A 23,814-nucleotide genomic window follows, 5' to 3' on the forward strand; every position below is an offset into this window, starting at 1 on the left:
GGTGACATTCAGGTTCCGCTCGCGGGCGCGGCTACTGCCCGGAGCCCGCCACGGGCTCCAGGAAGCCCTGCTCGACCAGCATCCGGATCGCCTCCGGCGTACGGTCCCGCAGCACCACCGGGTCCTCCTGCATCAGCTGCGCGATCGCGTCCAGGATCCGGCCCGCGCTCAGTGAGCCGTCACACACTCCGGCGAAACCGGCGCCGACCGTGTCGACCTTGGTCGCGCGCCGCATCCCGCGGTTCTGCCGGAGCACCACGTGTTCCGGATCCTCCGCGCCGGGCGCCCCGACCTGCTCCTGGACCACCTCGGCCGCCAGTACGAAACGACCCTCCAGCAGGGACGCGTCGTCGTGCTCGCGCAGGTAGTCCTGACGGGCGAAGTGGGCCAGGACGGCATCGCCGAGCGGCTGCTCCACCGAGTGCGGCCACTCCTCGACCACGATCGAGGGCTCGGCCGCGTCCGTCCGGCGCAGGGTGATCCAGCCGAAGCCGACGGCCTTGGTCTTGCGGGCCTCGAACTCGTCCAGCCAGTCCTCGTAGCGCCGCGCGTACTCGGCGGGATCCGTGCGGTGGTCGCCCGCGTCGCGCAGCCACAGCTCCGCGTACTGCGTCACGTCCTGTACGTCACGCTGCACGATCCAGGCGTCGCAGCCCTGCGGCACCCAGGAGCGGACCCGGTCGTGCCAGTCCTCGCCCTCCACGTGCTGCCAGTTGCCGAGGAACTGCGCGTACCCGCCGGGGTTCAGATGCGCGCCGGCCTCCTGGACCAGGGTCCGGCACAGGTCGTCGCCGCCCATGCCGCCGTCCCGGTATGTGAGCCGGGCGCCGGGGGAGATCACGAAGGGCGGGTTCGACACGATCAGGTCGTACGTGGCCCCGCCGACCGGCTCGAAGAGGGAGCCGGTGAGCAGTTCGGCCTCCGGAGCCCCGGACAACGCCAGCGTCAACCGGGTGAATTCCAGGGCCCGGGGGTTGACGTCGGTGGCGGTGACCCGGGTCGCGTGCTGGGCCGCGTGCAGTGCCTGGATCCCCGAACCGGTGCCGAGGTCGAGCGCCGAGTCGACCGGAACGCGGACGGTGATCCCGGCGAGCGTGGTGGAGGCACCGCCCACCCCGAGGACGACCCCCTCCTCGCGGCTGCCGATCCCGCCGGCCCCGCCGACCGCGCAGCCGAGGTCGGAGACGATGAACCAGTCCTCGCCGTCCGGGCCGCCGTACGGGCGCACGTCCACGGTCGCGCGTACGTCATCCGAGTCCCGGCGGAGCCACCCGTCGGCCAGGGCCGCCTCCACGGGCAGCGCCGCCGCGGCATGGGCGTACGCCACGGGCTCCTGGAGCAGGAACAGCCGGACCAGGCTCGGCAGCGGGCCGTCACCGCCGCTCCGCGTGGCGCGCAGGGCGGGGACCGTCTCGCTGCGGGCGAGCGCGGCGTAGGCGGGCGCGCCGAGCAGATCGAGCAGCCCGTCGGCGGTGAAGCCGGCGGTGAGCAGGGCGGTACGCAGCTCGGCGGCGCGTTCGGGCGTGGGGAGGCTGGTGGTACTCACCCGTCCATTGTGGCCGCTGGGGGCGGCGATCCGTGCGCCGCGCGGACGGACGTCCCGGGCGGCGCGCCGACCCGCGCGTCCGCACATACGACACGGCACACGTCCGGGCGTACGGGCGGGTCCACAGCCGGGACACGGGCGGCCCTGCGGCCGGGCGTACGGGCGGGCATACGGCCCGGCATGCGACAGGGCGGCCGGGTCCCTTCCGGACCCGGCCACCCCGACCGTCGTACCCCGCACTGCCGCCCGGGGCGGCCAGGGGAGGCTACTTGGGCGTCGGCGTCGTGACCTGGCAGCCCTTCTGGGCGTTCATCGACTTGTCCAGCCCGCCCGACTTCAGCTGGTCGAGGGCGTCCTTGCCGCCCTTGGTCGCCTCATCCAGACCGCCCGCGAGCTCCTTGAGGCCCTCGGCGAACTTCGTCTGGTCCTTGGGGTCGAGGGCGTCCATCTTGGTCTTCAGGTCGGCGTAGCCCTTGGAGGTCGACTCGAAGCCCTGGACCGCCGCGCCGAGGGTCTTCTCGCCGTCCTTGACCGGCGGAACCCCCGCGCTCTGCAGTGCGCTGCCCATCGTCTTGTACGACTCGGACATCGTCCCGAAGGCGGCCGAGTCGGTCTTCTGGACCTCCTCCGGCTTGCTGCTCTCCGTCGCCACGCGCTTGATGTCGGCGTTGGCGGCCTCGATCTTCTTGAGCTCGGGCGACCACTGGTCACAGACCTTCTTGGCCCAGGCGTTGCCCTTCGCGTCGCTGTCATCCCCGCCGCAGCCGGACAGGACGAGCATCAGCACAGCACCGCCCGACAGCGCGGACGCAAGCTTCTTGTTCACCGGATTGGTCCCTTCGAAGGCTCTCGGCCCGGAAGATACACGGCTCCCCTCCGGCGACGTACAAAGGCGGACGGACGGCGCGTCAGTCCGCGCCGCCCGTCCGCCGTTCGGGCGTACCGCCGGCCCTGCCCGGCTCCGCCCGTACCGCTCCGTGGCGGAAGGGTCAGGAGACCGTCGCCGGGTCGGCCGACTGGGCCACCCGCTCGGCGGCTCCGCCTTCGCCTTCGCCGTCGTCGCCCACCGCGATGCCGCGCCGCTTGGACACGTACACGGCGCCGATGATGACGCCGATCGCGAGGACCGCGACGATCGCCCGGATGCCCGCGCTGGTGTCCTCGCCGAAGCTGAACTGCACGACGGCGGGGGCGATCAGCAGCGCCACCAGGTTCATGACCTTGAGCAGCGGGTTGATGGCGGGGCCCGCCGTGTCCTTGAACGGGTCGCCGACGGTGTCGCCGATGACGACGGCCTCGTGGGCCTCGCTGCCCTTGCCGCCGTGGTGGCCGTCCTCGACGAGCTTCTTGGCGTTGTCCCACGCGCCGCCGGAGTTGGCGAGGAAGACCGCCATGAGGGTGCCGGTGCCGATGGCCCCGGCGAGGAACGAGCCGAGCGCGCCGACGCCGAGGGTGAAGCCCACCGCGATCGGGGTGAGGACGGCGAGCAGGCCGGGCGTGGCGAGTTCGCGCAGCGCGTCCTTGGTGCAGATGTCCACGACGCGCCCGTACTCGGGCTTCTCGGTGTAGTCCATGATCCCGGGGTGCTCGCGGAACTGGCGGCGCACCTCGTAGACCACGGCGCCCGCGGAGCGGGAGACCGCGTTGATGGCGAGGCCGGAGAACAGGTAGACGACGGCCGCGCCCAGGATCAGCCCGACGAGGTTGTTGGGCTGTGCGATGTCCAGGCTGAGGTTCATCTCCCCGGCCTTCGCGCCGACCTCCTTGACCGCGTTCGCGATGGCGTCGTTGTACGAGCCGAAGAGCGCGGCCGCGGCGAGCACGGCCGTGGCGATGGCGATGCCCTTGGTGATGGCCTTGGTGGTGTTGCCGACGGCGTCCAGGTCGGTCAGGACCTGCGCGCCGGCGCCTTCGACGTCGCCGGACATCTCGGCGATGCCCTGGGCGTTGTCGGAGACGGGCCCGAAGGTGTCCATGGCGACGATGACGCCGACGGTGGTGAGCAGGCCGGTGCCGGCCAGGGCCACCGCGAACAGCGCGAGCATGATCGAGGTGCCGCCGAGCAGGAACGCCCCGTAGACGCCGAGGCCGATGAGCAGCGCCGTGTAGACGGCCGACTCCAGCCCGACGGAGATTCCGGCGAGGACGACGGTGGCCGCGCCGGTGAGGGAGGACTTGCCGATGTCCCGGACGGGACGGCGGTTGGTCTCGGTGAAGTAGCCGGTGAGCTGCTGGATCAGGGCGGCGAGCACGATGCCGATCGCGACGGCGACGAGGGCCAGGACGCGCGGGTCACCGGAGTGGTTGGTGATCGCGGCGTTGTCGACGCCGACGAGGTCCTTGTAGCTGCTCGGCAGGTACGCGAAGACCGCGATGGCGACCAGCACCAGGGAGATCACCGCGGAGATGAAGAAGCCGCGGTTGATGGCGGTCATACCGCTGCGGTCGCTGCGGCGCGGGGAGACCGCGAAGATGCCGATCATGGCCGTGATCACGCCGATGGCGGGGACGATCAGCGGGAAGGCCAGGCCCAGGTCGCCGAAGGCGGCCTTGCCGAGGATGAGCGCGGCCACGAGGGTGACGGCGTACGACTCGAAGAGGTCGGCGGCCATTCCGGCGCAGTCGCCGACGTTGTCGCCCACGTTGTCGGCGATGGTCGCGGCATTGCGCGGGTCGTCCTCCGGAATGCCTTGTTCGACCTTGCCGACAAGGTCGGCGCCGACGTCGGCGGCCTTGGTGAAGATGCCGCCGCCCACACGCATGAACATCGCGATCAGGGCGGCTCCGAGGCCGAAGCCCTCCAGCACCTTGGGTGCGTCTGCGGCGTAGACCAGGACGACGCAGGAGGCGCCGAGGAGGCCGAGGCCGACGGTGAACATGCCGACGACGCCGCCCGTACGGAAGGCGATCTTCATGGCCTTGTGGGAGACCTCGGTCAGGTCTCTGGCGGGCTCGCCCTCGGCGGGGGTGGCCTCGCGGGCGGCCGCGGCGACGCGGACGTTGGCGCGGACCGCGAGCCGCATGCCGATGTAGCCCGTGGCCGCCGAGAAGAGGGCGCCCACGAGGAAGAACGCGGACCGTCCCGCCCGCTGCGACCAGTTGTCGGCGGGGAGCAGGAAGAGCAGGAAGAACACCACGACGGCGAAGACGCCGAGGGTGCGCAGCTGGCGGCCGAGGTAGGCGTTGGCGCCTTCCTGGACGGCGGCGGCGATCTTCTTCATGCTGTCGGTCCCCTCGTCGGCGGCGAGCACCTGGCGGACCAGGATCTGCGCGACGACGAGTGCGGCGAGTGCCACGACCGCAATGACGATCACGATGAGCCGATTGTCATCGGTGAGTACCGCGGATGCCAGATCTGTTGTGCGATCCGGCGCAATGGGGGTGAAGAGCCCCGTCATTCGTCCTCCTTGACGTGATGAGCTCAAGATGTGGACGGATTGTAGGGAGCGCGCCCTGATCAAAACAGTACGCGGCAAACGGAATTGGCGTTCTCTTGCTCCTCACCAATAGATCGCGTCACTCCAATACCCTCGAAAGCGGTAATGGGGCAAAGGCATTGACGCCTGGTCATTGATCGGCGGAAACGAAAAAGGCCCTGCTCAGCAGGGCCTTGATAAAGATCGGAAGATAGGACCGAATGTGTCCGGCCTTCCGTGGATCTAGGAAAGGTCGGGGGTCCCGGACACGGGCCAGCTCATCCGGATCGTGCCGCCCGACTCCCCGGTGGTCACCTCGACGTCGTCGACGAGCCCGCTGATCACGGCGAGGCCCATCTCGTCCTCACCGTCGCCGTCGGAGTCCAGCGCGGCCTCCATTCCGGACACGGCGGAGTCCGGGCCGCCGCCCGGTCCGGGCACCTCGTCGCCGACCTCGATGGAGAACACCTTCTCCTCCTCGGTCAGCACGACCCGGACGGGTGCGGTCAGCCCGTTGGTGCGGTGGAGTCCGACAGCGCGCGAGCAGGCCTCGCCCACGGCGAGGCGGACCTCGTCGAGGACGGCTTCCTCCACGCCGGCCCTTCGTGCCACGGCGGCCGCGACCAGGCGGGCCGTCCGGACGTGTTCGGGCTGGGCGCTGAAGCGGAGTTCAACGGTGGCCATGGGCGTCCCCCTCGGACTACGGGCGTGCCTTGACAGGGGCCCGGGCCGACCGTGGCCCGGTACCCCCGTTCTCCTCTTCGGCTCCTCGCCGCCCGAAGGGCGCCCCAAGGCGTCCCACGGGCGGCGGGGAATCGTCAGTCGGTGGCGTTGACGGCGTCTTCCACGGTGGTGTGGATCGGGAACACCTTGGTCAGACCGGTGATGCGGAAGATCTTCAGGATGCGCTCCTGGTTGCACACCAGGCGGAGCGAACCCTCGTGCGCGCGGACGCGCTTGAGACCTCCCACGAGCACACCGAGACCGGTGGAGTCGAGGAAGTCCACTCCCTCCATGTCGACAACCAGGTGATAGCTGCCGTCGTTCACCAACTCGACCAACTGCTCGCGCAGCTTGGGCGCGGTATACACATCAATCTCGCCACCGACCGCCACGACCGTACGGTCGCCGACAGTGCGAGTCGACAGGGACAGGTCCACGGATCCTCCAGCACCTTGCTATCGAGCGGCGCCCCCCGGGGGCCTCCCCACCCGAAGGTAGGTGAGGGATCGGCTGCCGCGATGGCATTCAATCACTTACCGGCAGGCGCGCACGACGCCTTCGGACCATTGTCCCGCACGCCGGTGACACACTCGGTTCCAATGGCCAATACTCACCGTCCCAGGCGGCCCACGCCACCCGCGGACCCTCGACCCACCCCCGGCGCGGTCCTCGACCGCTTGTCCCGGGGGCCTTCCCGGGCTGCGCGCATCACCCATACGGAGCACTTGCCCCCTCGGGCGGGCCGTCATGCCGTCTGGCCCGACCGCATCCGAACGGATGTAGTAGCCGCCATCCGGGCGGCCGGGATCGAACACCCGTGGGAGCACCAGGCGGCGGCCGCCGAGCACGCCCTCGACGGAGCGTCCGTGGTCGTCGCCACCGGCACCGCCTCGGGCAAGTCCCTCGCCTACCTCGCACCCGTGCTCTCGGCCCTCGCGGACGGCGCCGGTGCCCCGAACGGCCGGGGCGCGACGGCCCTGTACCTGGCCCCCACCAAGGCCCTGGCCGCCGACCAGCGGCGCGCCGTACGGGAGCTGGCGGCGCCGCTCGGCAACGCGGTCCGGCCCGCCGTCTACGACGGGGACACGCCGGTCGAGGAACGCGAATGGGTGCGCCAGTACGCCAACTACGTCCTGACCAACCCCGACATGCTCCACCGCGGGATCCTCCCGGCCCACCCGCGCTGGTCCTCCTTCCTGCGGGCCCTGCGCTACGTGGTGATCGACGAGTGCCACACCTACCGCGGGGTGTTCGGCTCCCACGTGGCGCAGGTGCTGCGCCGGCTGCGGCGGCTGTGCGCCCGCTACGGCTCCGAGCCGGTCTTCCTGCTGGCCTCGGCCACCTCCAGCGACCCGGCCACCGCCGCCTCCCGGCTGACGGGCGTGCCGGTGATCGAGATCACCGACGACGCCTCTCCGCGCGGCGAGGTGGTCTTCGCCCTGTGGGAGCCGCCGCTCCTCACCGAGCTGCGGGGCGAGAAGGGCGCGCCCGTACGCCGTACGGCCACGGCCGAGACCGCGGACCTGCTGACCGACCTGGTCGTCCAGGGGGTCCGTACGGTCGCCTTCGTGCGTTCCCGGCGCGGCGCCGAGCTGATCTCGGTGATCGCCAAAGAACGCCTCACGGACGTGGACAGGTCCCTGCCCCGGCGGGTCGCCGCCTACCGCGGCGGATACCTGCCGGAGGAGCGCCGGGCCCTGGAGCGGGCCCTGCACTCCGGCGAGCTGCTGGGCCTCGCCGCCACGACCGCCCTGGAGCTCGGCGTGGACGTCTCCGGCCTGGACGCGGTCCTGATCACGGGCTATCCGGGCACCCGGGCCTCCCTGTGGCAGCAGGCCGGGCGGGCCGGGCGCTCGGGGCAGGGCGCCCTGGCCGTCCTGATCGCCCGCGACGACCCGCTCGACACCTATCTGGTCCACCATCCCGAGGCCCTGTTCCGCCAACCGGTGGAAGCCACCGTCCTCGACCCGGACAACCCGTACGTCCTCGCACCGCACCTGTGCGCCGCCGCGGCGGAGCTGCCGCTGACCGAGCCCGACCTGGAGCTCTTCGGCCCGGCGGCCGGGGAACTCCTGCCCCAGCTCGAAGCGGCGAAGCTGCTGCGCCGGCGGGCCACGGCCTGGCACTGGACCCGCCGGGAGCGGGCCTCGGACCTGACCGACATCCGGGGCGGCGGCGGCCGCCCGGTGCAGATCGTCGAGGCCTCGACCGGTCGGCTGCTGGGCACGGTCGACGAGTCGGCCGCGCACACCGCCGTCCACGACGGGGCCGTCCACCTCCACCAGGGCCGCACGTACCTCGTGAAGCACCTGGACCTGGAGGATGCGGCGGCCCTCGTCGAGGAGGCGGACCCGCCCTTCTCCACCACCGCCCGCGACACCACCTCCATCTCCGTCCTGGAGACCGAGACCGAGGTCCCCTGGGGGCCGGGGCGGCTCTGCTACGGCTCGGTCGAGGTCACCAACCAGGTCGTCTCCTATCTGCGGCGCAAACTGATCACCGGCGAGGTGCTGGGCGAGGCCAAACTCGACCTGCCGCCCCGCACCCTGCGCACCAGGGCCGTGTGGTGGACGGTCACCGAGGACCAGCTCGACGAGGCCCGGATCAATCCGGAGATCCTCGGCGGCGCCCTGCACGCCGCCGAGCACGCCTCCATCGGCCTGCTCCCGCTGTTCGCCACCTGCGACCGCTGGGACATCGGCGGCGTCTCCGTGCCACTGCATCCCGACACCCTCCTCCCGACGGTCTTCGTGTACGACGGCCACCCCGGCGGCGCCGGCTTCGCGGAGCGGGCCTTCCACACGGCCCGGGCCTGGCTGACGGCCACCCGCGACGCCATCGCCGCCTGCGAGTGCGAGGCCGGCTGCCCCTCCTGCATCCAGTCCCCCAAGTGCGGCAACGGCAACGAACCCCTGCACAAACGCGGCGCCATCCGCCTCCTCACCCGCCTCCTGTCCGAAGCCCCCGCCCCAGCCGACCCGACCCCACCCCAGCCCTGACCCGAACCGCCCCGGCCCCCGAAGCCGGGCAGCCAAGGACAGCCGGGACGGCCCGGACGGCCCGGACGGCCCGGACGGCCAGGCAGCCACGGAGGGCCGGGACGCCCCGGGTGGGCCGGCCCGGTCGGCCCCGGTCAGCCCAGTCCGGCCCGGGCGGTCGGTCCGGGAAGGCCGGGAACCGTCCGGCGCCGGGGCTCTGCCGGGCCGTGGCTCATTCCCCGGCGGAGCGGACCGGCGCGGCCTCGGGCGGACCCGCGCGGGCCCGGACGGTGGGAGTGAAGGGCCCCCTGGCCGACCGGGCCGCGACCTCGGCGACCTCGCCCAGCACCCGGCACTCCGCCAGCTCCGCGCCCTGCGCCCCGGCCACCCTCACCGCCGCCGCGCAGGCGGTCGCAGGGCCGTGGGACCAGGTCGCCGCCGCCGCGAGGGCCGCCAGGTCCGCGGCTGCCGCCGCCCGGTGGCGGGCCACGACGGCCTGCCCCAGCAGCAGCACGCCGCCGAACACCGCGCCCAGCACGGCCACCACCAGCACCGCCCACACCGTGGCCGAACCCCGGTCCCGGATCACGGCGGCGGCCCCACGGCGTCCTCCGCGAGGGCCACCGCCTGCGCGCCGAGCCGTACCGGGAGGGAGCCCGGCCCCGGCGCCCGCGCCCCGACCCGGACCCGCCACAGGTCGCCCTCCCGCTCCAGCATCACCTCGGCCCCCGCGGGCGCGGCCGCCCGGGCCGCGGCCACCGCGACCTCGGCGGGCTCCGACCGGGCGGCCGCCCGCGCGCCGGCCCGGGCGGCGTCCACGCAACGGATCTGCGCGGCGGCGGCCATCAGCGCCCACACCAGCAGCGCCGCGAACAGCACCAGGGCCGGGATCACCAGGGCCGCCTCCGCCGTCACATATCCGCGGTCCCCCATTTCGCGGCGTGCCCCCGATTCCCGCTCAGAACGGCACATCGAGCGCCTTCCCGATCGTCGACTGAAGGGCCGTCGAGACGACTTCGCTCGTCACGACCTTGTACAGAACCGCCGCGAACGCACAGGCCGCGATGGTGCCCATGGCGTATTCGGAAGTGGACATCCCCGCGTCGCTCCGCTGACCGCCCAGCGCGGTCCGCACACGAAACCAGATGATCCTCATGGCAACCTCCTGTTGATTTCCCTTGCTGATGTGCGTGATTAATGTGACGTCAGTTGTTCGAGAGCAGCCCCGAGGCCATTCCGATCACCACCGGAGCGACCCCGATCGCGAGAAATGCGGGGAGGAAACACAGCCCCACCGGCGCGGTGACGAGAACCGCCGCCCGCTGCGCCCGGGCTCCCGCCCGCCGGGCCCGGTCCGCCCTCAGGTGCGAGGCGAGGCGGGAGACCGGCTCCGCCGCGGGCGCCCCCGTACGGGCGGCCCGCTCCAGGCAGTCCGCGAGCGGCCTGGCACCCGGTATCTCCGCCAGCCTCCCCCACCCGGCTCCCGGCTCGCCGCCCAGCCGCAGCTCGGCACCGGCCCGCGCCAGCCGCTCGCCCAACGGGCCGCCCAGCGACTCCCCGACCACCTCCGCGGCCTCCACCGGTCCCGCTCCGGCCGCCAGGCACGCGGCCAACAGATCCGCCGCGAACGGCAGCTGACGCTCCGCCTCCCGGGTGTCGACCCCGGCGGGCGGCCGCGCCCGGAGCACCCAGCGCCGCACCCCGAAGGCCGCCAGAGCGCCCACGGCCACCCCTGACAGCCCGCCGACGAGCACCCAGCCCGCCAACAGCGCCCCGGCCGGCCCGGCCCAGCCCGCCGCACCCCGGAACCGGAAGGCCGCCGCGGGCCGGCGGGACCCGGATACGGCCCCCATCAGGGCCGCGATCCTGCGCCGGGCGGCCCGCGCCCGTACCCCGGCCACCACCGCGGACAGCACGCACAGGGCCACCAGCGCCAGGACCGGCGCCATCCCCAGCCTGTGGACCACGAAGCCGCCCATCACCGCTCCCCCGTCCGCACGATCCGCCGGCACCACAGCAGCCCCAGCGCTTCCAGCACCCCGCCCGCCAGCAGACAGCCCCACCCCACCGGGGTGTGCAGCAGCACGCGCAGCGGATCCGCACCCAGCCCGGTCCCGATGAGCAGTCCCACGAGCGGCAGCAGGGCGAGCACGACCGCCGTCGATCTCGCTCCGGCCAACTGGGCCCGCAGGGACTCCTCCCGGTCCCGCTCGGCGCGCAGGGCCCCCTCCAGCCGGTCCAGCCCGGCGGCCAGCCCGGCACCGCCGTCCACCGAGACCCGCCAGCAGGCCGCCATCCCGGCCAGCCCCTCGGCCCCGGACTCCCGCGCCGCCTGGCGCAGCGCCCCCGGCACGTCCCCGCCGAACGCCGCGGCGGCCAGTACGCCCGCCTCCGCCGGCCCCGGCCCGCCGGGGCCGGCCACTGTCCGCCGAAGCGCCGCCGTCAGCGCCTGCCCGGGCTGGGCGCCGGCCCGCAGCTCCCCCGCCACCGCCCCGCACAGCTCCGCCACCTCGGCGGCCCGGGCCACCCGGGCCCGCTCCCGGCCACGGGTGCGCAGCCACCGCCGCACCAGCGGCACCGCGGCCGCTCCCGCCAGCAGCGGGACCACTGATCCGCCGAGCAGCGCGACCAGCAGCCCGGCCCCGAGGCAGGCCCACTCCCGCCGGTGCGCCGCCCGGACCCGTACGGCGAGCAGCCACCGCTCCCGGCGCACCGGCCCGCCCACGGCCACCGGCCCGCCTCCCGCGAGCACCAGCCGGGCCCGCCGGGAGACCCGGTCGCCCCCGGCCAGCACCCAGGCGGCCGCACCCGCGCACAGCACTCCGGCGAACACCGGCACCGGCAGCCCCGGCCCCGCTCCGGCCCAGGCGCTCATCGCGCACCCCGCAGCAGGGGTCCGAGCCGCTCCCAGCCCTGCTCCCGTACGAACCCGCGCGCGGCCCAGCGCAGCGCCGGTACGGTCACCACCAGCCCGGCGGCGTCACGCTCCAGCACGTGCACCTCGGCGACCCGGCGCCGCCCCGCCCGGTCCCGGGCCAGGTGGACCACCAGGGTCAGCGCGGCGGCCAACTGACTGTGCAGGGCGGCCCGGTCGAGCCCGGCGGCCGTCCCGAGGGCCTCCAGGCGGGCCGGCACGTGCGCGGCGGCGTTAGCGTGGACCGTGCCGCAGCCGCCTTCGTGGCCGGTGTTCAACGCGGCCAGGAGGTCGGCGACTTCGGGGCCCCGGACCTCGCCGACCACGAGCCGGTCGGGCCGCATCCGCAGCGCCTGCCGGACCAGATCCGCCAGGGTGACCAGGCCGGCGCCCTCCTGGTTGGCCGGCCGGGTCTCCAGCCGCACCACGTGCGGATGGTCGGGGCGCAGCTCGGCCGAATCCTCGGCCAGCACGATCCGCTCACCGGGGCCGACCAGCCCCAACAGGGCGCTGAGCAGAGTGGTCTTGCCGGTCCCCGTCCCGCCGGACACCAGGAAGGACAGCCGGGCCTCGATGATCGCCCGGAGCAGCCGGTGTCCTCCGGGCGGCAGTGTCCCCGCCGCGACGAGCTCCTCCAGCGTGAAGGCGCGAGGCCGCACCACCCGCAGCGAGAGACAGGCCGAGCCGACCGCGACCGGGGGCAGGACGGCGTGCAGCCGGGTCCCGTCGGGCATCCGGGCGTCCACCCAGGGCCGGGCGTCGTCCAGGCGCCGCCCGGCTACGGCGGCCAGCCGCTGGGCGAGCCTGCGCACGGCCTGCGCGTCGGCGAAGGTGACCGCGGTCAGCTCCAGCCCGCCACCGCGGTCCACCCACACCCGGTCGGGCGCCGCGACCAGCACATCGGTGACCCGGGGGTCGGCGAGCAGTGCCTCCAGCGGGCCGGCTCCGACCAGCTCGGACCGCAACTCGGCGGCGGCTCCCAGCACTTCCGCGTCACCGAGCAGCCGGCCCTGGGCCCGCAGGGCGGCCGCCACCCGCGCCGGGGTCGGCTCGGCCCCGCTCTCGGCGAGCCGCCTGCGCACCGCCTCCAGCAGCACCGCGCTCATGCCGCCACCCCCTGGGCGGGGCCGAGCACGCGCTGCCAGAACCCGTCGCAGAAGCGGGCCAGAGCGCCCCGCCCCTGCCCTCCCGGCGGTTCCCCCTCGGCGACGCGCCCGGGAAGCCCCACCTCGACCGGCACCTCCCCGGCGAGCGGCGCCCCCAGCAGCCCGGCCACGGCTTCCGCGTCGAGTCCGCCCGGGCAGCGGCCCCGTACGACCACGCGGACGTCCCGGGCCACCATCCGCACCCCGGCCGCCACCCGGCCCGCCGCGGCCACCGCCCGCAGCTCGCCCGGCACCACCATCAGCACCAGGTCGAGCTGGGCCAGCACCTCGGCCACGGCTTCGTCCACCCGGCGCGGGAGGTCGACCACCACGACGCCGCCGCGGCGCCGGGCGGCGGCCACCACCGACCGCATCGCGGCGGGCGGCACCACGACCCGGTCCCCGCGGTCCCAGCTGAGCACCCGCAGGGCGTGCAGTTCGGGCAGGGACTCCTCCAGGGCGCCGGCTCCGACCCGCCCCCGCGAGCCCGCGAAGTCCGGCCAGCGCAGCCCTTCCGCGGCCTCGCCGCCGAGCAGGACGTCCATGCCGCCGCCCAGCGGGTCCCCGTCGATCAGGATGGTCCGCTCCCCGGCGCGGGCGGCGCGCAGGGCGAGCGCGCAGGCGAGGGTGGAGGCGCCGGCACCGCCGCTGCCGCCGATCACCCCGACGGCGAGGGCGGGCCGCCCGGCGCCTTCCACCACGTCGGCGATGCGGTCGACGAGGCGGCTCTCGGCGTCGGGGAGCCGCAGCACCTCCTCGGCGCCGATCTCCACGGCCCGCTGCCACACCAGCGGGTCGTCCAGCTCCCGGCCGACGAGGTACACCCCGCCCCGGCGCGGCGCCCCGCGCACCCGGCGGGCCGCGTCGTCCCCGACGAGCACGAGCGGCGCGGACTCCCAGCCGACTCCGGCGCCCTCGCTGTTGCCCGCACCGCTCCCGCCGCCGTCGCTCCGCCCGGGCACCTCGTGGTGCACGTGCGGTTCGGCGCCCGCGGCGGCGCACAGCCGCAGCAGGTCGTCGAGCAGCAGCGGGTCCTCGGTGATGATCAGCGGTCGTCCGCCGACCGCTTCCGGACCGGCCGGTTCCACCGACCGCGATTCACATGACTTCGATCGAGCCACGATCTCCGCCCCCTTCTCCCCGCAAATCCGTGCGCCGCGGACTTCGCGGCCGGAATCACCGTGCAGCGATCGGGAAAAAGAAGTGGATCTTGCTCGAAAACTGTGGACAGCGGCCCGATTGTGAATAACCCGGTCACTCTCACAGGTGAGTTCCGGAACGCGGCGGAACCACTACGCAGCGTCACGCGTCTGATGTGGTGAGGGCCTTCGTCGGGCAGGGCCCCGCACAAGAGGAAGGGCCGGGAGATGGTCACCTGGGGCCGAAGGCAGGGACGCGAACCGCGTCCGGACATGCGACGACCCCCGCCGGGGGGGAGAGCGGGGGTCGTCCCCACGGTCCGACTCGGGGGGGGGAGGAGCCAGACCGGGTTAGCACGGTCGCGAACGATCCGTGACTTCCATGGTGTACCCGAGAGCCTTCTCAGGCAAACCCACGCGCCACACCTTACGCCGAATGGTGGGCGCATATGCTCGGGGCGTGGAAAATCAGCCCTTGCCGCACTCCTCGCCTCGCACCGCAGCCTTCTTCGACCTGGACAAGACGGTCATTGCGAAGTCGAGCACCTTGACGTTCAGCAAGTCCTTCTACCAGGGCGGCCTGATCAACCGCCGCGCAGTGCTGCGCACCGCTTACACGCAGTTCATCTTCCTGGCCGGGGGAGCCGACCACGACCAGATGGAGCGGATGCGGGAGTACCTGTCCGCCCTCTGCAAGGGGTGGAACGTGCAGCAGGTGCGGGAGATCGTCGCGGAAGCCCTGCACGACCTCATCGACCCGATCATCTACGACGAGGCCGCGTCCCTCATCGAGGCCCATCACACCGCCGGCCGCGACGTGGTGATCGTGTCCACCTCCGGCGCCGAAGTCGTCGAGCCGATCGGGGAGATGCTCGGCGCGGACCGGGTCGTCGCCACGCGCATGGTCGTGGGCGAGGACGGCTGTTTCACGGGTGAGATCGAGTACTACGCGTACGGACCCACCAAGGCGGAGGCCGTGCGCGAGCTGGCGGAGTCCGAGGGCTACGACCTCGCCCGCTGCTACGCGTACAGCGACTCCGCCACCGACATCCCGATGCTGGAGGCCGTGGGGCACCCGCACGCCGTCAACCCCGACCGCGCGCTGCGCAGGGAGGCCCTCGCGCGTGAATGGCCCGTGCTGGTCTTCGACCGGCCCGTACGGCTCAAGCAGCGGCTGCCCGGACTGTCCATGCCCGCGCGGCCCGCGCTCGTCGCAGCGGCCGCCGTGGGGGCGGCGGCGGCCACGGCCGGGCTGGTCTGGTACGCGAGCCGGCGCCGCGCCAGTGCACTGGCCGCCGCCGCGTCCAGGTAAATGTCCTGACCTGCACCGATAGCGGCTGTCCGGTTCGCCCGAGCTCGCCCCGAAAGTAAAAAGTGGAGCCAGGGGTTTCGCATGGAACCGAACCGGAGTACAAATAAAGCAACGGCCCGCGAGACCAAAGAACATCCGAGAGGATCATCTTTAAAACGCAGTAAGGCCCACGGACCGAAGCATGAACGCCGAGCACCCACGCGACGTCGACCCGTCGATTACGGGCCAGCCGCACCAGGGAACGGGCAAAGTTCCCGACCTGATGGGCAACATCGAGGACGCTTGGTAACTGGGCGTGAATGCCAGCGGCGACACCAGAGCTGTATGGGTGTCGCCGCAACCCGTGTCCGGAAGCAAACCGGACGGAACGGACGGACCCGACGGAGAACCGCCCGCCGGACGGGTGGAAGACCTCAGGCCGCGCCTCGCTGCAGGGCCTCGCAGACCGCCGTCGACTCGCGCACACCGAGTTCGATCGCCCGCCCGCAGTGGGCGATCCAGGCGGCCATCCCCTCGGCGGTGCCGGACACGTACCCCCCGAAGGCCTCCAGGTAGGCCTCGCGGCCCTGCTCCGCGTGGCCGACCTCGGCCGGGCAGATCGCCTTCGGGTCCAGGCCGCTGTTGATCAGTACGATCCGCTCCGCAGCCCGCGCGACCAGGCCGTTGTACGTGGCGAACGGACGCAGCGCCAACAGCTCGCCGTGCACCACCGCCGCCGTGACCAGCGCCGGGGCGGAACCGCCCGCGATGACCAGGCGGGACAGGCCGTCGAGCCGGCCCGCGACCTCGTCGGCGCTCGGCAGCGGCAGGTCCACCAGCGGCTCGTCCACCGCTTCACCCGCCAGCCGCGGACGGCCCACCACGTCCCCCTCGACCGTGGACCCCGACGCCACCAGGTGCAGGCGCGCCAGGACCCGCAGCGGTGACTGGCGCCAGATGCTCAGCAGCTGGCCCGCCTCGGCGGTGAGCCGCAGCGCGGCGCCGACCGTGTGGGCCTCCGGCTCCGAGCCGAAGTCCGTCCGGCGGCGCACCTCCTCCAGCGCCCAGTCCGCACCGGACAGCGCCGCGCTGGCGCGCGCGCCGCGCAGCGCGGCCTCCGAGGTGATCTCTCCGCTCCTGCGGCGCATGACGCGGTGCCCGTAGACCCGGTCCACGGCCTTGCGTACGGAATCCACGGAATCGGAGACACCCGGCAGCCCGGCCAGTGCGGCCAGCGGGTCAGCAGCGCTACTCATAAGTAAGGAGCCTACGCACTGCGCCCCCGTAGCACCGACCCCTCCTTGGAGTGGTCTTCTTCACTCACCTTGACAACTCACCGCTGTCAACCCACTACGCTTGGTGAACATGAAGATCGCTTTCGTGGGAAAGGGCGGCAGCGGCAAGACGACGCTGTCCTCCCTCTTTATCCGCCACCTCGCCGCCAATGAGGCCCCCGTCGTCGCGGTGGACGCCGACATCAACCAGCACCTGGGCACCGCGCTCGGCCTCAGCGACGAGGAGGCCGCCGAACTGCCCGCCATGGGCGCGTACCTGCCCCTGATCAAGGAGTACCTGCGGGGCTCCAACCCGCGCATCGCGTCCGCCGAGACGATGATCAAGACGACCCCGCCGGGCCGCGGATCGCGCCTGCTGCGCATCGCCGAGGACAACCCGGTGTACGAGGCCTGCGCGCGCACGCTGCTGCTGGACGGGGAGCCCGTACGGCTCATGGCGACCGGGCCGTTCACCGAGGCCGACCTGGGGGTCGCCTGCTACCACTCCAAGGTCGGAGCGGTCGAGCTCTGTCTCAACCACCTCGTCGACGGACCCGACGAGTACGTGGTCGTCGACATGACGGCCGGCTCGGACTCCTTCGCGTCGGGCATGTTCACGCGTTTCGACGTGACCTTCCTGGTCGCCGAGCCGACGCGCAAGGGCGTCTCGGTCTACCGCCAGTACAAGGAGTACGCCCGGGACTTCGGGATCACGCTCAAGGTCATCGGCAACAAGGTCCAGGGACCGGAGGACATCGAGTTCCTCCAGGACGAGGCCGGCGAGGACCTGCTGGTCACCGTCGCGCACTCGGACTGGGTGCGCGCGATGGAGAAGGGCCGGCCGGCCGCCTTCGAGCTGCTGGAGGCGAGCAACCGGCTGGCCCTGCAGGCCCTCCAGGACGCCGCCGATGACTCGTACGCGCACCGCGACTGGGGCCGGTACACCGAGCAGATGGTGCGCTTCCACCTCAGGAACGCGGAGAGCTGGGGCAACGCCAAGACCGGGGTCGACCTGGCGGACCAGATCGACCCCGACTTCGTGCTCCGCGAGGACGCGGCGGCGATGGAAGCGATCCTCAGCCCTCGTCCGCAGCCCGCTCGGCCGGCTCCGCAGCCGGCTTGACGCCCGCGGGGGCGGCCGGCTTCGCCGGCGGCCCCGCGGTCAGGAACTTCGTCCAGCCTTCCTTCGGCGCCTCGCCGACGTCGAGCGCCCGCATCCACTCCAGGGTCTTGGGGTCCTGGGCGTCCAGCCAGTCCACGAGCTCGCGGAACGGCACGCAGCGGACTTCGGGCTTGGTGCACATGGTCTTGATGGACTCCTCGACGGCCCGCATGTAGGTGCCGCCGTTCCAGGACTCGAAGTGGTTGCCGATGATCAGTGGCGCCCGGTTGCCCTGGTAGACGCGGTCGAAGGCCTGGCGCAGGCCGTCGCGCATCTGGTCACCCCAGTACGCGTGCTGCGAGGGGTCGCCCTGCGAGGTCGTCCCGGACTGGTTGACCATGTAGTTGTAGTCCATGCTCAGCGTGTCGAAGGCGCGGCCAGGCATGGGGACGAGCTGGAGCGGGATGTCCCAGAGGCCGTCCGTCTTCTTCGGCCAGATCTGCTTGCTGATGCCGCTGGAGTCGTAGCGGAAGCCCATGTCCTTGGCCGCCAGCATGAAGTTCTTCTGGCCTTCGAGGCAGGGGGTGCGGGCGCCGACGAGCTCCTTGTCGTAGTCGAACGGCAGCGCCGGCATGGCCTTCAGGTCCGCGTTCGTCTTCCAGTTCTTGACGAAGGACTTGGCCTGGTTGATCTCGCTCTTCCACTCGTCCACGGACCATGTGCCGACGCCGCCGTCGGGGCCGCAGAAGTGGCCGTTGAAGTGGGTGCCGATCTCGTTGCCCTCCAGCCAGGCCTCGCGGACCTGGGTGGCGGTGTCCTTGATGCCCTGGAGGTCGCCGAAACCGATGTCGGAGCGGCCGGGCGAGTGCTGGGGGGCCGTGTAGAGGGATCGCTTCTCCTCCGGGAGCATGTACACGCCGCTGAGGAAGTACGTCATACGGGCGTTGTACTTCTTGCCGACCTCGCGGAAGTGCGAGAAGAGTTTCTGGCTGTCCTCGCCCGCGCCGTCCCAGGAGAACACCACGAACTGCGGCGGCTTCTCGCCCGGCTTCAGCTTCTGCGGCTTCTGTACGTTCGGCTGCGGGCCGGTGTAGGCGGTCGAGCCGTCGCCGATGGGCCGGTTGACGCTGCCCGGAGCCTCGGCGGGTGCCCCCTTCCTGGCGTTCTGGGGGCCGGGGGCCGGGGACTTGGCGGGTTCCGAGGCGGTGCACCCGGCGACCCCCAGGGCCAGAGCCGTGGCGACCAGGCCGCCGGCGATCTTCTTCGTGGCGGCGATCATCCGCCCCACCTCTCCCTCGCAGATCCATGGCAGAGCCATCGCGGTTCATCGCGGTTCCCTCACGGGACTTCCGCGCCGCAACGTCCCATGCGGTCTGCTTTGAGGAAGGTGTGACAAGCCGGATAAAAAGCTAATTCACCCCTTGGGGGTATTTTGTGGGCCATTTACCCGTATTACCTTTCACCCGCCTTTACTCGCCATTACCATCCATTTACTGAGTGTTGAGACTCCCGCCGCTTCACCCCTCCCCAGACCAGACCGGGCCAGACCAGGCCAGAGGAGACGGGACCTTATGACTGCCCCTGCCAGAAACCTCCCCGCCGGCCTCCAGGCCGATCTTTCGGCCTCCCTCGCGGTGTTCCTGATCGCGCTTCCGTTCTCGCTCGGCATCGCCCTGGCCACCGGAGCCCCGCTCCAGGCGGGGCTGGTCGCCGCGGCGGTCGGCGGGATCGTCGCCGGACGGCTCGGCGGAGCCCCGCTCCAGGTGAGCGGGCCGGCCGCCGGCCTCACCGTGGTCTCCGCCGAGTTGATCCAGCGCTACGGCTGGCGGACCACGTGCGCCATCACCGTGCTCGCGGGCTGCTGCCAGCTCGGGCTCGCCGCGCTGCGCACCGCCCGGTCGGCGCTCATGGTCAGCCCGGCCATCGTGCACGGCATGCTCGCGGGCGTCGGCGTGACCATCGCGCTGGCCAACCTGCACATCGTGCTCGGCGGCACCCCGCAGAGCTCGGCCGTGGCCAATGTCCGGGCGCTGCCCGGACAGTTGGCCGACCTGCACCCGGGCGCACTCGGTGTCAGCGTGCTCACGCTGGCCGTCCTCATCGCCTGGCCGCGGCTGCCCGGTCGGGCGGGACGGGCCCTGCGCAAGGTCCCCGCGGCGCTGGGCGCCGTCGCCACCGCCACCGTCTGCGCCGCCCTCGCGGGGCTCACGGTGCCCCGCGTGGACCTGCCGTCCTGGCGCAGCCACGCCCTGCCCGAGCTCCCCGACGGCCCGGTCCTCGGCATCGTCGCCGCCGTGCTCACCATCACCCTGGTCGGCAGCGTGGAGTCCCTGCTCTCGGCGGTCGCCACCGACAAACTGATCGCCGCAGAGCGGCAGACGGGCCACCGGCCGCCGCGCGCCGACCTCGACAGGGAACTGCGCGGCCAGGGCGTCGCGAACATCGTCTCCGGGGCGTTGGGCGGGCTCCCCGTCGCGGGCGGGGCCGTCCGCAGCGTCGCCAACGTCAAGTACGGGGCCGTCAGCCGACGGTCGGTCATGCTGCACGGCCTGTGGGTCCTGCTCGCGGCCGGGCTGCTCGTCCCCGTGCTCGACCTCATCCCGCTCGCCGCGCTGGCCGCCCTGGTCATGGCGCTGGGCGTACAGATGGTCAATGCCACGCACCTGCGCACCGTCACCCGGCACCGCGAGATCCTGGTCTACGCCACGACGATCGTCGCTGTGGTGTTCGGCGGGGTCCTGGAGGGCGTGGCCATCGGGATCGCGGTCGCGGTGGCCCTGGCCCTGCACCGCCTCGCCCGGACCAGGATCACCGTGGAACAGCTGGACGGCGGAGTGCACCGGGTGCGGGCGCGCGGACAGTTGACCTTCCTCGCGGTGCCGCGGCTCAGCCGGGCCCTGAGCCAGATCCCGCACGACGCGCAGGCGCTGATCGAGCTGGACGGCTCGTTCATGGACCACGCGGCCTACGAGACCCTGCAGGACTGGCAGGACTCCCACGTGGCGCACGGCGGTTCGCTGAAGGTGACCGGCCGCGCCAGTGCGGTCGAGCGGCCCCGGGGCGGGCCGCAGCGCGGGGCGCACCACTGCTGTCGGCCCTGGACGCCGTGGCAGAACCACTGTGACCACCGGCCGGACCGGCCCCTCGCGGCCGGGCCCGGCGACCCGGAGGCGGCGGTCGGGCCCCCGGAGCCGGCGGGCTCTCCCGCGAAGCCGCCCCGGCGGCGCGGAGCCGGTCAACTGGCCAACGGGATCGGGGCCTTCCAGCGCGACACCGCGCCACACGTACGGGACGAGCTCGCCCGGCTGGCCCGCGAGGGTCAGCGGCCCTCCCAGCTCTTCCTCACCTGCGCCGACTCCCGCCTGGTGACCAGCATGATCACGGCGAGCGGCCCCGGCGACCTGTTCACCGTCCGCAACGTCGGGAACCTGGTCCCGCTCCCCGGCGCGGAGGCGACGGACGACTCGGTCGCCGCGGCCATCGAGTACGCCGTGGACGTGCTCAAGGTGGACAGCATCACGGTGTGCGGCCACTCGGGCTGCGGGGCCATGCAGGCGCTGCTCAACTCGGCTCCGGGGCAGCCGATGACCCCGCTGCGGCGCTGGCTGCGGCACGGGCTGCCCAGCCTGGAGCGGATGGCGAGCCGCCACCACGCCTGGGCCCGGATCTCCGGGCGGCTCCCGGCCGACGCCGTGGAGCAGCTGTGCCTGACCAATGTGGTGCAGCAGCTGGAGCACCTGAGGGCGCACGAGTCGGTGGCCAGGCGGCTCGCCGAAGGGACGCTGGAGCTGCACGGGATGTACTTCCACGTGGGTGAGGCGCAGGCGTACCTGCTGTCCGAGGGCGAGGACTTCTTCGACTGCCGGGTCTTCGACAGCGTCGGCCAGAACGCCTGACCGGGCCCCCGGCATATCCCCTGGGCACGGGGGGTGAACCGGTACCCTCCCGTTTCCGTGCAATCGCGTGGCCCCTTCTCGCACCCTGCAGCGGGAAGGGGCCTTCGCACGTCGCTCCGGGCGGCACCGGACGGCACCGGACGGCTATAGGTCTAAACCAATTATCGGCTACCCCTTGTCACCCGGGCCACCGACTGATGAGCTATGCCCGGGGACACAACGGACACCCTGGGAAAGGGAGATCTCGTGAGCAATGAAAGCCTGGCCAATCTGCTCAAGGAGGAGCGGCGGTTCGCACCGCCCGCCGATCTGGCCGCCGCCGCCAACGTGAAAGAGGCTGCGTACGCACAGGCCGACGCGGACCGGCTGGGCTTCTGGGCCGAGCAGGCCCGGCGGCTGACCTGGGCCACGGAGCCGACCGAGACACTCGACTGGACGAACCCGCCCTTCGCGAAGTGGTTCGCCGACGGCAAGCTGAACGTCGCCTACAACTGCGTGGACCGCCACGTCGAGGCCGGCAACGGCGAACGCGTCGCCATCCACTTCGAGGGCGAGCCCGGCGACAGCCGCGCGATCACCTACGCCGAGCTCAAGGACGAGGTCTCCAGGGCCGCCAACGCCCTGACGGAGCTGGGCGTCCAGGCCGGCGACCGGGTCGCCGTCTACCTGCCGATGATTCCCGAGGCGGTCGTCGCGATGCTCGCGTGCGCCCGTATCGGCGCCGCGCACTCCGTGGTCTTCGGCGGCTTCTCCGCCGACGCCGTCGCCTCCCGCATCCAGGACGCCGACGCCAAGCTGGTCATCACCGCCGACGGCGGCTACCGCCGGGGCAAGGCGAGCGCGCTCAAGCCCGCGATCGACGAGGCCGTCGCCAAGTGTCCGCAGGTCGAGCACGTGCTCGTCGTACGGCGCACCGGCCAGGACACCGCCTTCACCGAGGGCCGCGACATCTGGTGGCACGACCTGGTCGGCCGTCAGTCCGCCGAGCACACCCCGCAGGCCTTCGACGCCGAGCACCCGCTCTTCATCCTGTACACCTCGGGGACCACGGGTAAGCCGAAGGGCATCCTGCACACCTCGGGCGGCTACCTCACGCAGGCGGCGTACACCCACCACGCGGTCTTCGACCTGAAGCCCGAGACCGACGTCTACTGGTGCACCGCCGACATCGGCTGGGTGACCGGGCACTCGTACATCGTCTACGGGCCGCTCGCGAACGGCGCCACCCAGGTGATGTACGAGGGCACGCCGGACACCCCGCACCAGGGCCGGTTCTGGGAGGTCGTGCAGAAGTACGGCGTCACCATCCTCTACACCGCCCCCACGGCCATCCGTACGTTCATGAAGTGGGGCGACGACATCCCCGCGAAGTTCGACCTGTCGAGCCTGCGCGTGCTGGGCTCGGTCGGCGAGCCGATCAACCCCGAGGCCTGGATCTGGTACCGCAAGCACATCGGCGGCGACCGCTGCCCGATCGTGGACACCTGGTGGCAGACCGAGACCGGCGCGATGATGATCGCCCCGCTGCCGGGCGTCACGGAGACCAAGCCGGGCTCGGCGCAGCGCGCGCTGCCCGGGATCGGCGCCACCGTCGTGGACGACGAGGCCCACGAGGTCCCGAACGGCGGGGGCGGCTACCTGGTCCTCACCGAGCCGTGGCCGTCGATGCTGCGCACCATCTGGGGTGACGACCAGCGGTTCATCGACACCTACTGGTCGCGCTTCGAGGGCAAGTACTTCGCGGGCGACGGCGCAAAGAAGGACGAGGACGGCGACATCTGGCTGCTCGGCCGGGTGGACGACGTGATGCTCGTGTCCGGCCACAACATCTCGACCACCGAGGTCGAGTCCGCGCTCGTCTCGCACCCCTCGGTCGCCGAGGCGGCCGTGGTCGGCGCCAAGGACGAGACCACCGGCCAGGCCATCGTGGCCTTCGTGATCCTGCGCGGCAGCGCCTCCGAGACGGACACCCTCGTCGGCGAGCTGCGCGACCACGTGGGCGCCACGCTGGGCCCGATCGCCAAGCCGAAGCGGATCGTGCCGGTCCAGGAGCTGCCGAAGACCCGCTCGGGCAAGATCATGCGGCGTCTGCTGCGCGATGTCGCGGAGGACCGCGCCGTCGGCGACGTCACCACGCTCGCCGACTCCTCGGTGATGAGCCTGATCCAGAGCAAGCTGCCGAGCGCTTCCAGCGAGGACTGAGCCAGGGGCCGGAACGAGGCCCGTGACACGACGGAAGGGGCATTCGGCGCACCGCGCCGGGTGCCCCTTTCGCGCATAAAGTGATGATCACCGGATATGCCCTCGCGTACACCCTGTAAAATATTCAAAACGTAAAAACCACAGGGTGCGCCGGGAAGTCTGGTCGGCAACGAGCTTCGCCATGCCGT

General features: G+C 72.5%; 19 protein-coding genes. 5 read left to right on the top strand and 14 right to left on the bottom strand.

What is annotated here, in order from left to right; translation table 11 throughout:
• Positions 1-31 precede the first annotated feature (31 nt).
• The 5 genes from ACZ6Y1_RS26005 to bldG form a co-directional block, all read right to left on the bottom strand.
• Entirely contained in the window at positions 32-1,546 is a 1,515-nt protein-coding gene (locus ACZ6Y1_RS26005; protein ID WP_469634385.1) for a DUF7059 domain-containing protein, read from the bottom strand.
• A 265-nt stretch (positions 1,547-1,811) separates the two neighbouring features.
• Positions 1,812-2,372, bottom strand: coding sequence for a small secreted protein (locus tag ACZ6Y1_RS26010; RefSeq protein WP_469634388.1), 561 nt, complete (start codon positions 2,370-2,372; stop codon positions 1,812-1,814).
• Between the two features lie 163 nt (positions 2,373-2,535).
• Positions 2,536-4,944: a sodium-translocating pyrophosphatase gene (locus ACZ6Y1_RS26015; RefSeq protein ID WP_469634391.1), complete on the bottom strand. Its 2,409-nt coding sequence runs from the start codon at positions 4,942-4,944 to the stop codon at positions 2,536-2,538.
• A gap of 261 nt (positions 4,945-5,205) precedes the next feature.
• A complete protein-coding gene (locus ACZ6Y1_RS26020; RefSeq protein ID WP_469634394.1) occupies positions 5,206-5,646 on the bottom strand; it encodes an ATP-binding protein in 441 nt (146 codons plus the stop codon).
• 134 nt (positions 5,647-5,780) lie between these two features.
• Entirely contained in the window at positions 5,781-6,122 is a 342-nt protein-coding gene (gene bldG / locus ACZ6Y1_RS26025; RefSeq protein WP_030199598.1) for an anti-sigma factor antagonist BldG, read from the bottom strand.
• Positions 6,123-6,203: 81 nt separating this feature from the next.
• Between bldG and ACZ6Y1_RS26030 the strand changes: the two genes are divergently transcribed.
• The gene (locus ACZ6Y1_RS26030) at positions 6,204-8,684 is read left to right on the top strand and encodes a DEAD/DEAH box helicase (protein ID WP_469634397.1); all 2,481 of its coding nucleotides are present in this window, start codon (positions 6,204-6,206) and stop codon (positions 8,682-8,684) included.
• A 211-nt stretch (positions 8,685-8,895) separates the two neighbouring features.
• Here ACZ6Y1_RS26030 and ACZ6Y1_RS26035 read toward each other — a convergent pair whose 3' ends face one another.
• Genes ACZ6Y1_RS26035 through ssd form a run of 7 tightly spaced genes read right to left on the bottom strand, consistent with a single transcriptional unit; the run spans position 8,896 to position 13,810 of the window.
• Positions 8,896-9,252 carry an Rv3654c family TadE-like protein gene (locus ACZ6Y1_RS26035; protein WP_469634400.1) on the bottom strand — a complete coding sequence of 119 codons (357 nt, stop codon included), beginning with the start codon at positions 9,250-9,252 and terminating at the stop codon, positions 8,896-8,898.
• Positions 9,249-9,596: a TadE family type IV pilus minor pilin gene (locus tag ACZ6Y1_RS26040; RefSeq protein ID WP_469634403.1), complete on the bottom strand. Its 348-nt coding sequence runs from the start codon at positions 9,594-9,596 to the stop codon at positions 9,249-9,251. The genes ACZ6Y1_RS26035 and ACZ6Y1_RS26040 overlap by 4 nt, the downstream gene beginning before the upstream one ends.
• A 25-nt stretch (positions 9,597-9,621) precedes the next feature.
• Complete coding sequence (locus ACZ6Y1_RS26045) at positions 9,622-9,819, bottom strand: DUF4244 domain-containing protein (RefSeq protein WP_469634406.1); 198 nt, start codon at positions 9,817-9,819, stop codon at positions 9,622-9,624.
• A gap of 49 nt (positions 9,820-9,868) precedes the next feature.
• Positions 9,869-10,642 (bottom strand): type II secretion system F family protein, encoded by a 774-nt coding sequence (locus tag ACZ6Y1_RS26050; RefSeq protein ID WP_469634409.1) that lies wholly within the window; start codon positions 10,640-10,642, stop codon positions 9,869-9,871.
• Positions 10,642-11,538 (bottom strand): type II secretion system F family protein, encoded by an 897-nt coding sequence (locus tag ACZ6Y1_RS26055; protein ID WP_469634412.1) that lies wholly within the window; start codon positions 11,536-11,538, stop codon positions 10,642-10,644. Before ACZ6Y1_RS26055 ends, ACZ6Y1_RS26050 begins: the two co-directional genes overlap by 1 nt.
• Entirely contained in the window at positions 11,535-12,683 is a 1,149-nt protein-coding gene (locus tag ACZ6Y1_RS26060) for a TadA family conjugal transfer-associated ATPase (protein WP_469634415.1), read from the bottom strand. The genes ACZ6Y1_RS26055 and ACZ6Y1_RS26060 overlap by 4 nt, the downstream gene beginning before the upstream one ends.
• Positions 12,680-13,810, bottom strand: a complete 1,131-nt coding sequence (gene ssd, locus ACZ6Y1_RS26065; protein ID WP_469634530.1) for a septum site-determining protein Ssd — start codon at positions 13,808-13,810, stop codon at positions 12,680-12,682. The genes ACZ6Y1_RS26060 and ssd overlap by 4 nt, the downstream gene beginning before the upstream one ends.
• A 487-nt stretch (positions 13,811-14,297) precedes the next feature.
• On the opposite strand from ssd, the gene ACZ6Y1_RS26070 reads away from it, so the two are divergent.
• The gene (locus ACZ6Y1_RS26070; RefSeq protein ID WP_469634418.1) at positions 14,298-15,173 is read left to right on the top strand and encodes an HAD family hydrolase; all 876 of its coding nucleotides are present in this window, start codon (positions 14,298-14,300) and stop codon (positions 15,171-15,173) included.
• A 413-nt stretch (positions 15,174-15,586) separates the two neighbouring features.
• Here the strand turns inward: ACZ6Y1_RS26070 and ACZ6Y1_RS26075 are convergent, their stop codons facing one another.
• Complete coding sequence (locus ACZ6Y1_RS26075; RefSeq protein ID WP_469634421.1) at positions 15,587-16,408, bottom strand: Fic family protein; 822 nt, start codon at positions 16,406-16,408, stop codon at positions 15,587-15,589.
• A gap of 109 nt (positions 16,409-16,517) precedes the next feature.
• Between ACZ6Y1_RS26075 and ACZ6Y1_RS26080 the strand changes: the two genes are divergently transcribed.
• A complete protein-coding gene (locus ACZ6Y1_RS26080) occupies positions 16,518-17,549 on the top strand; it encodes an ATP-binding protein (protein WP_469634423.1) in 1,032 nt (343 codons plus the stop codon).
• Here the strand turns inward: ACZ6Y1_RS26080 and ACZ6Y1_RS26085 are convergent.
• Positions 17,503-18,807: a polysaccharide deacetylase family protein gene (locus tag ACZ6Y1_RS26085; protein WP_469634533.1), complete on the bottom strand. Its 1,305-nt coding sequence runs from the start codon at positions 18,805-18,807 to the stop codon at positions 17,503-17,505. The two genes, ACZ6Y1_RS26080 and ACZ6Y1_RS26085, sit on opposite strands and share 47 nt — an antisense overlap.
• A 292-nt stretch (positions 18,808-19,099) precedes the next feature.
• On the opposite strand from ACZ6Y1_RS26085, the gene ACZ6Y1_RS26090 reads away from it, so the two are divergent.
• Both ACZ6Y1_RS26090 and acs read left to right on the top strand, forming a co-directional pair.
• A complete protein-coding gene (locus ACZ6Y1_RS26090; RefSeq protein WP_469634426.1) occupies positions 19,100-21,424 on the top strand; it encodes a SulP family inorganic anion transporter in 2,325 nt (774 codons plus the stop codon).
• A gap of 204 nt (positions 21,425-21,628) precedes the next feature.
• On the top strand, positions 21,629-23,626 hold the full coding sequence (acs, locus tag ACZ6Y1_RS26095; RefSeq protein ID WP_469634428.1) for an acetate--CoA ligase: 1,998 nt from the start codon (positions 21,629-21,631) through the stop codon (positions 23,624-23,626).
• The last annotated feature ends 188 nt before the right edge of the window (positions 23,627-23,814 follow it).

The organism is Streptomyces sp. NPDC053432 (genome assembly GCF_055585365.1).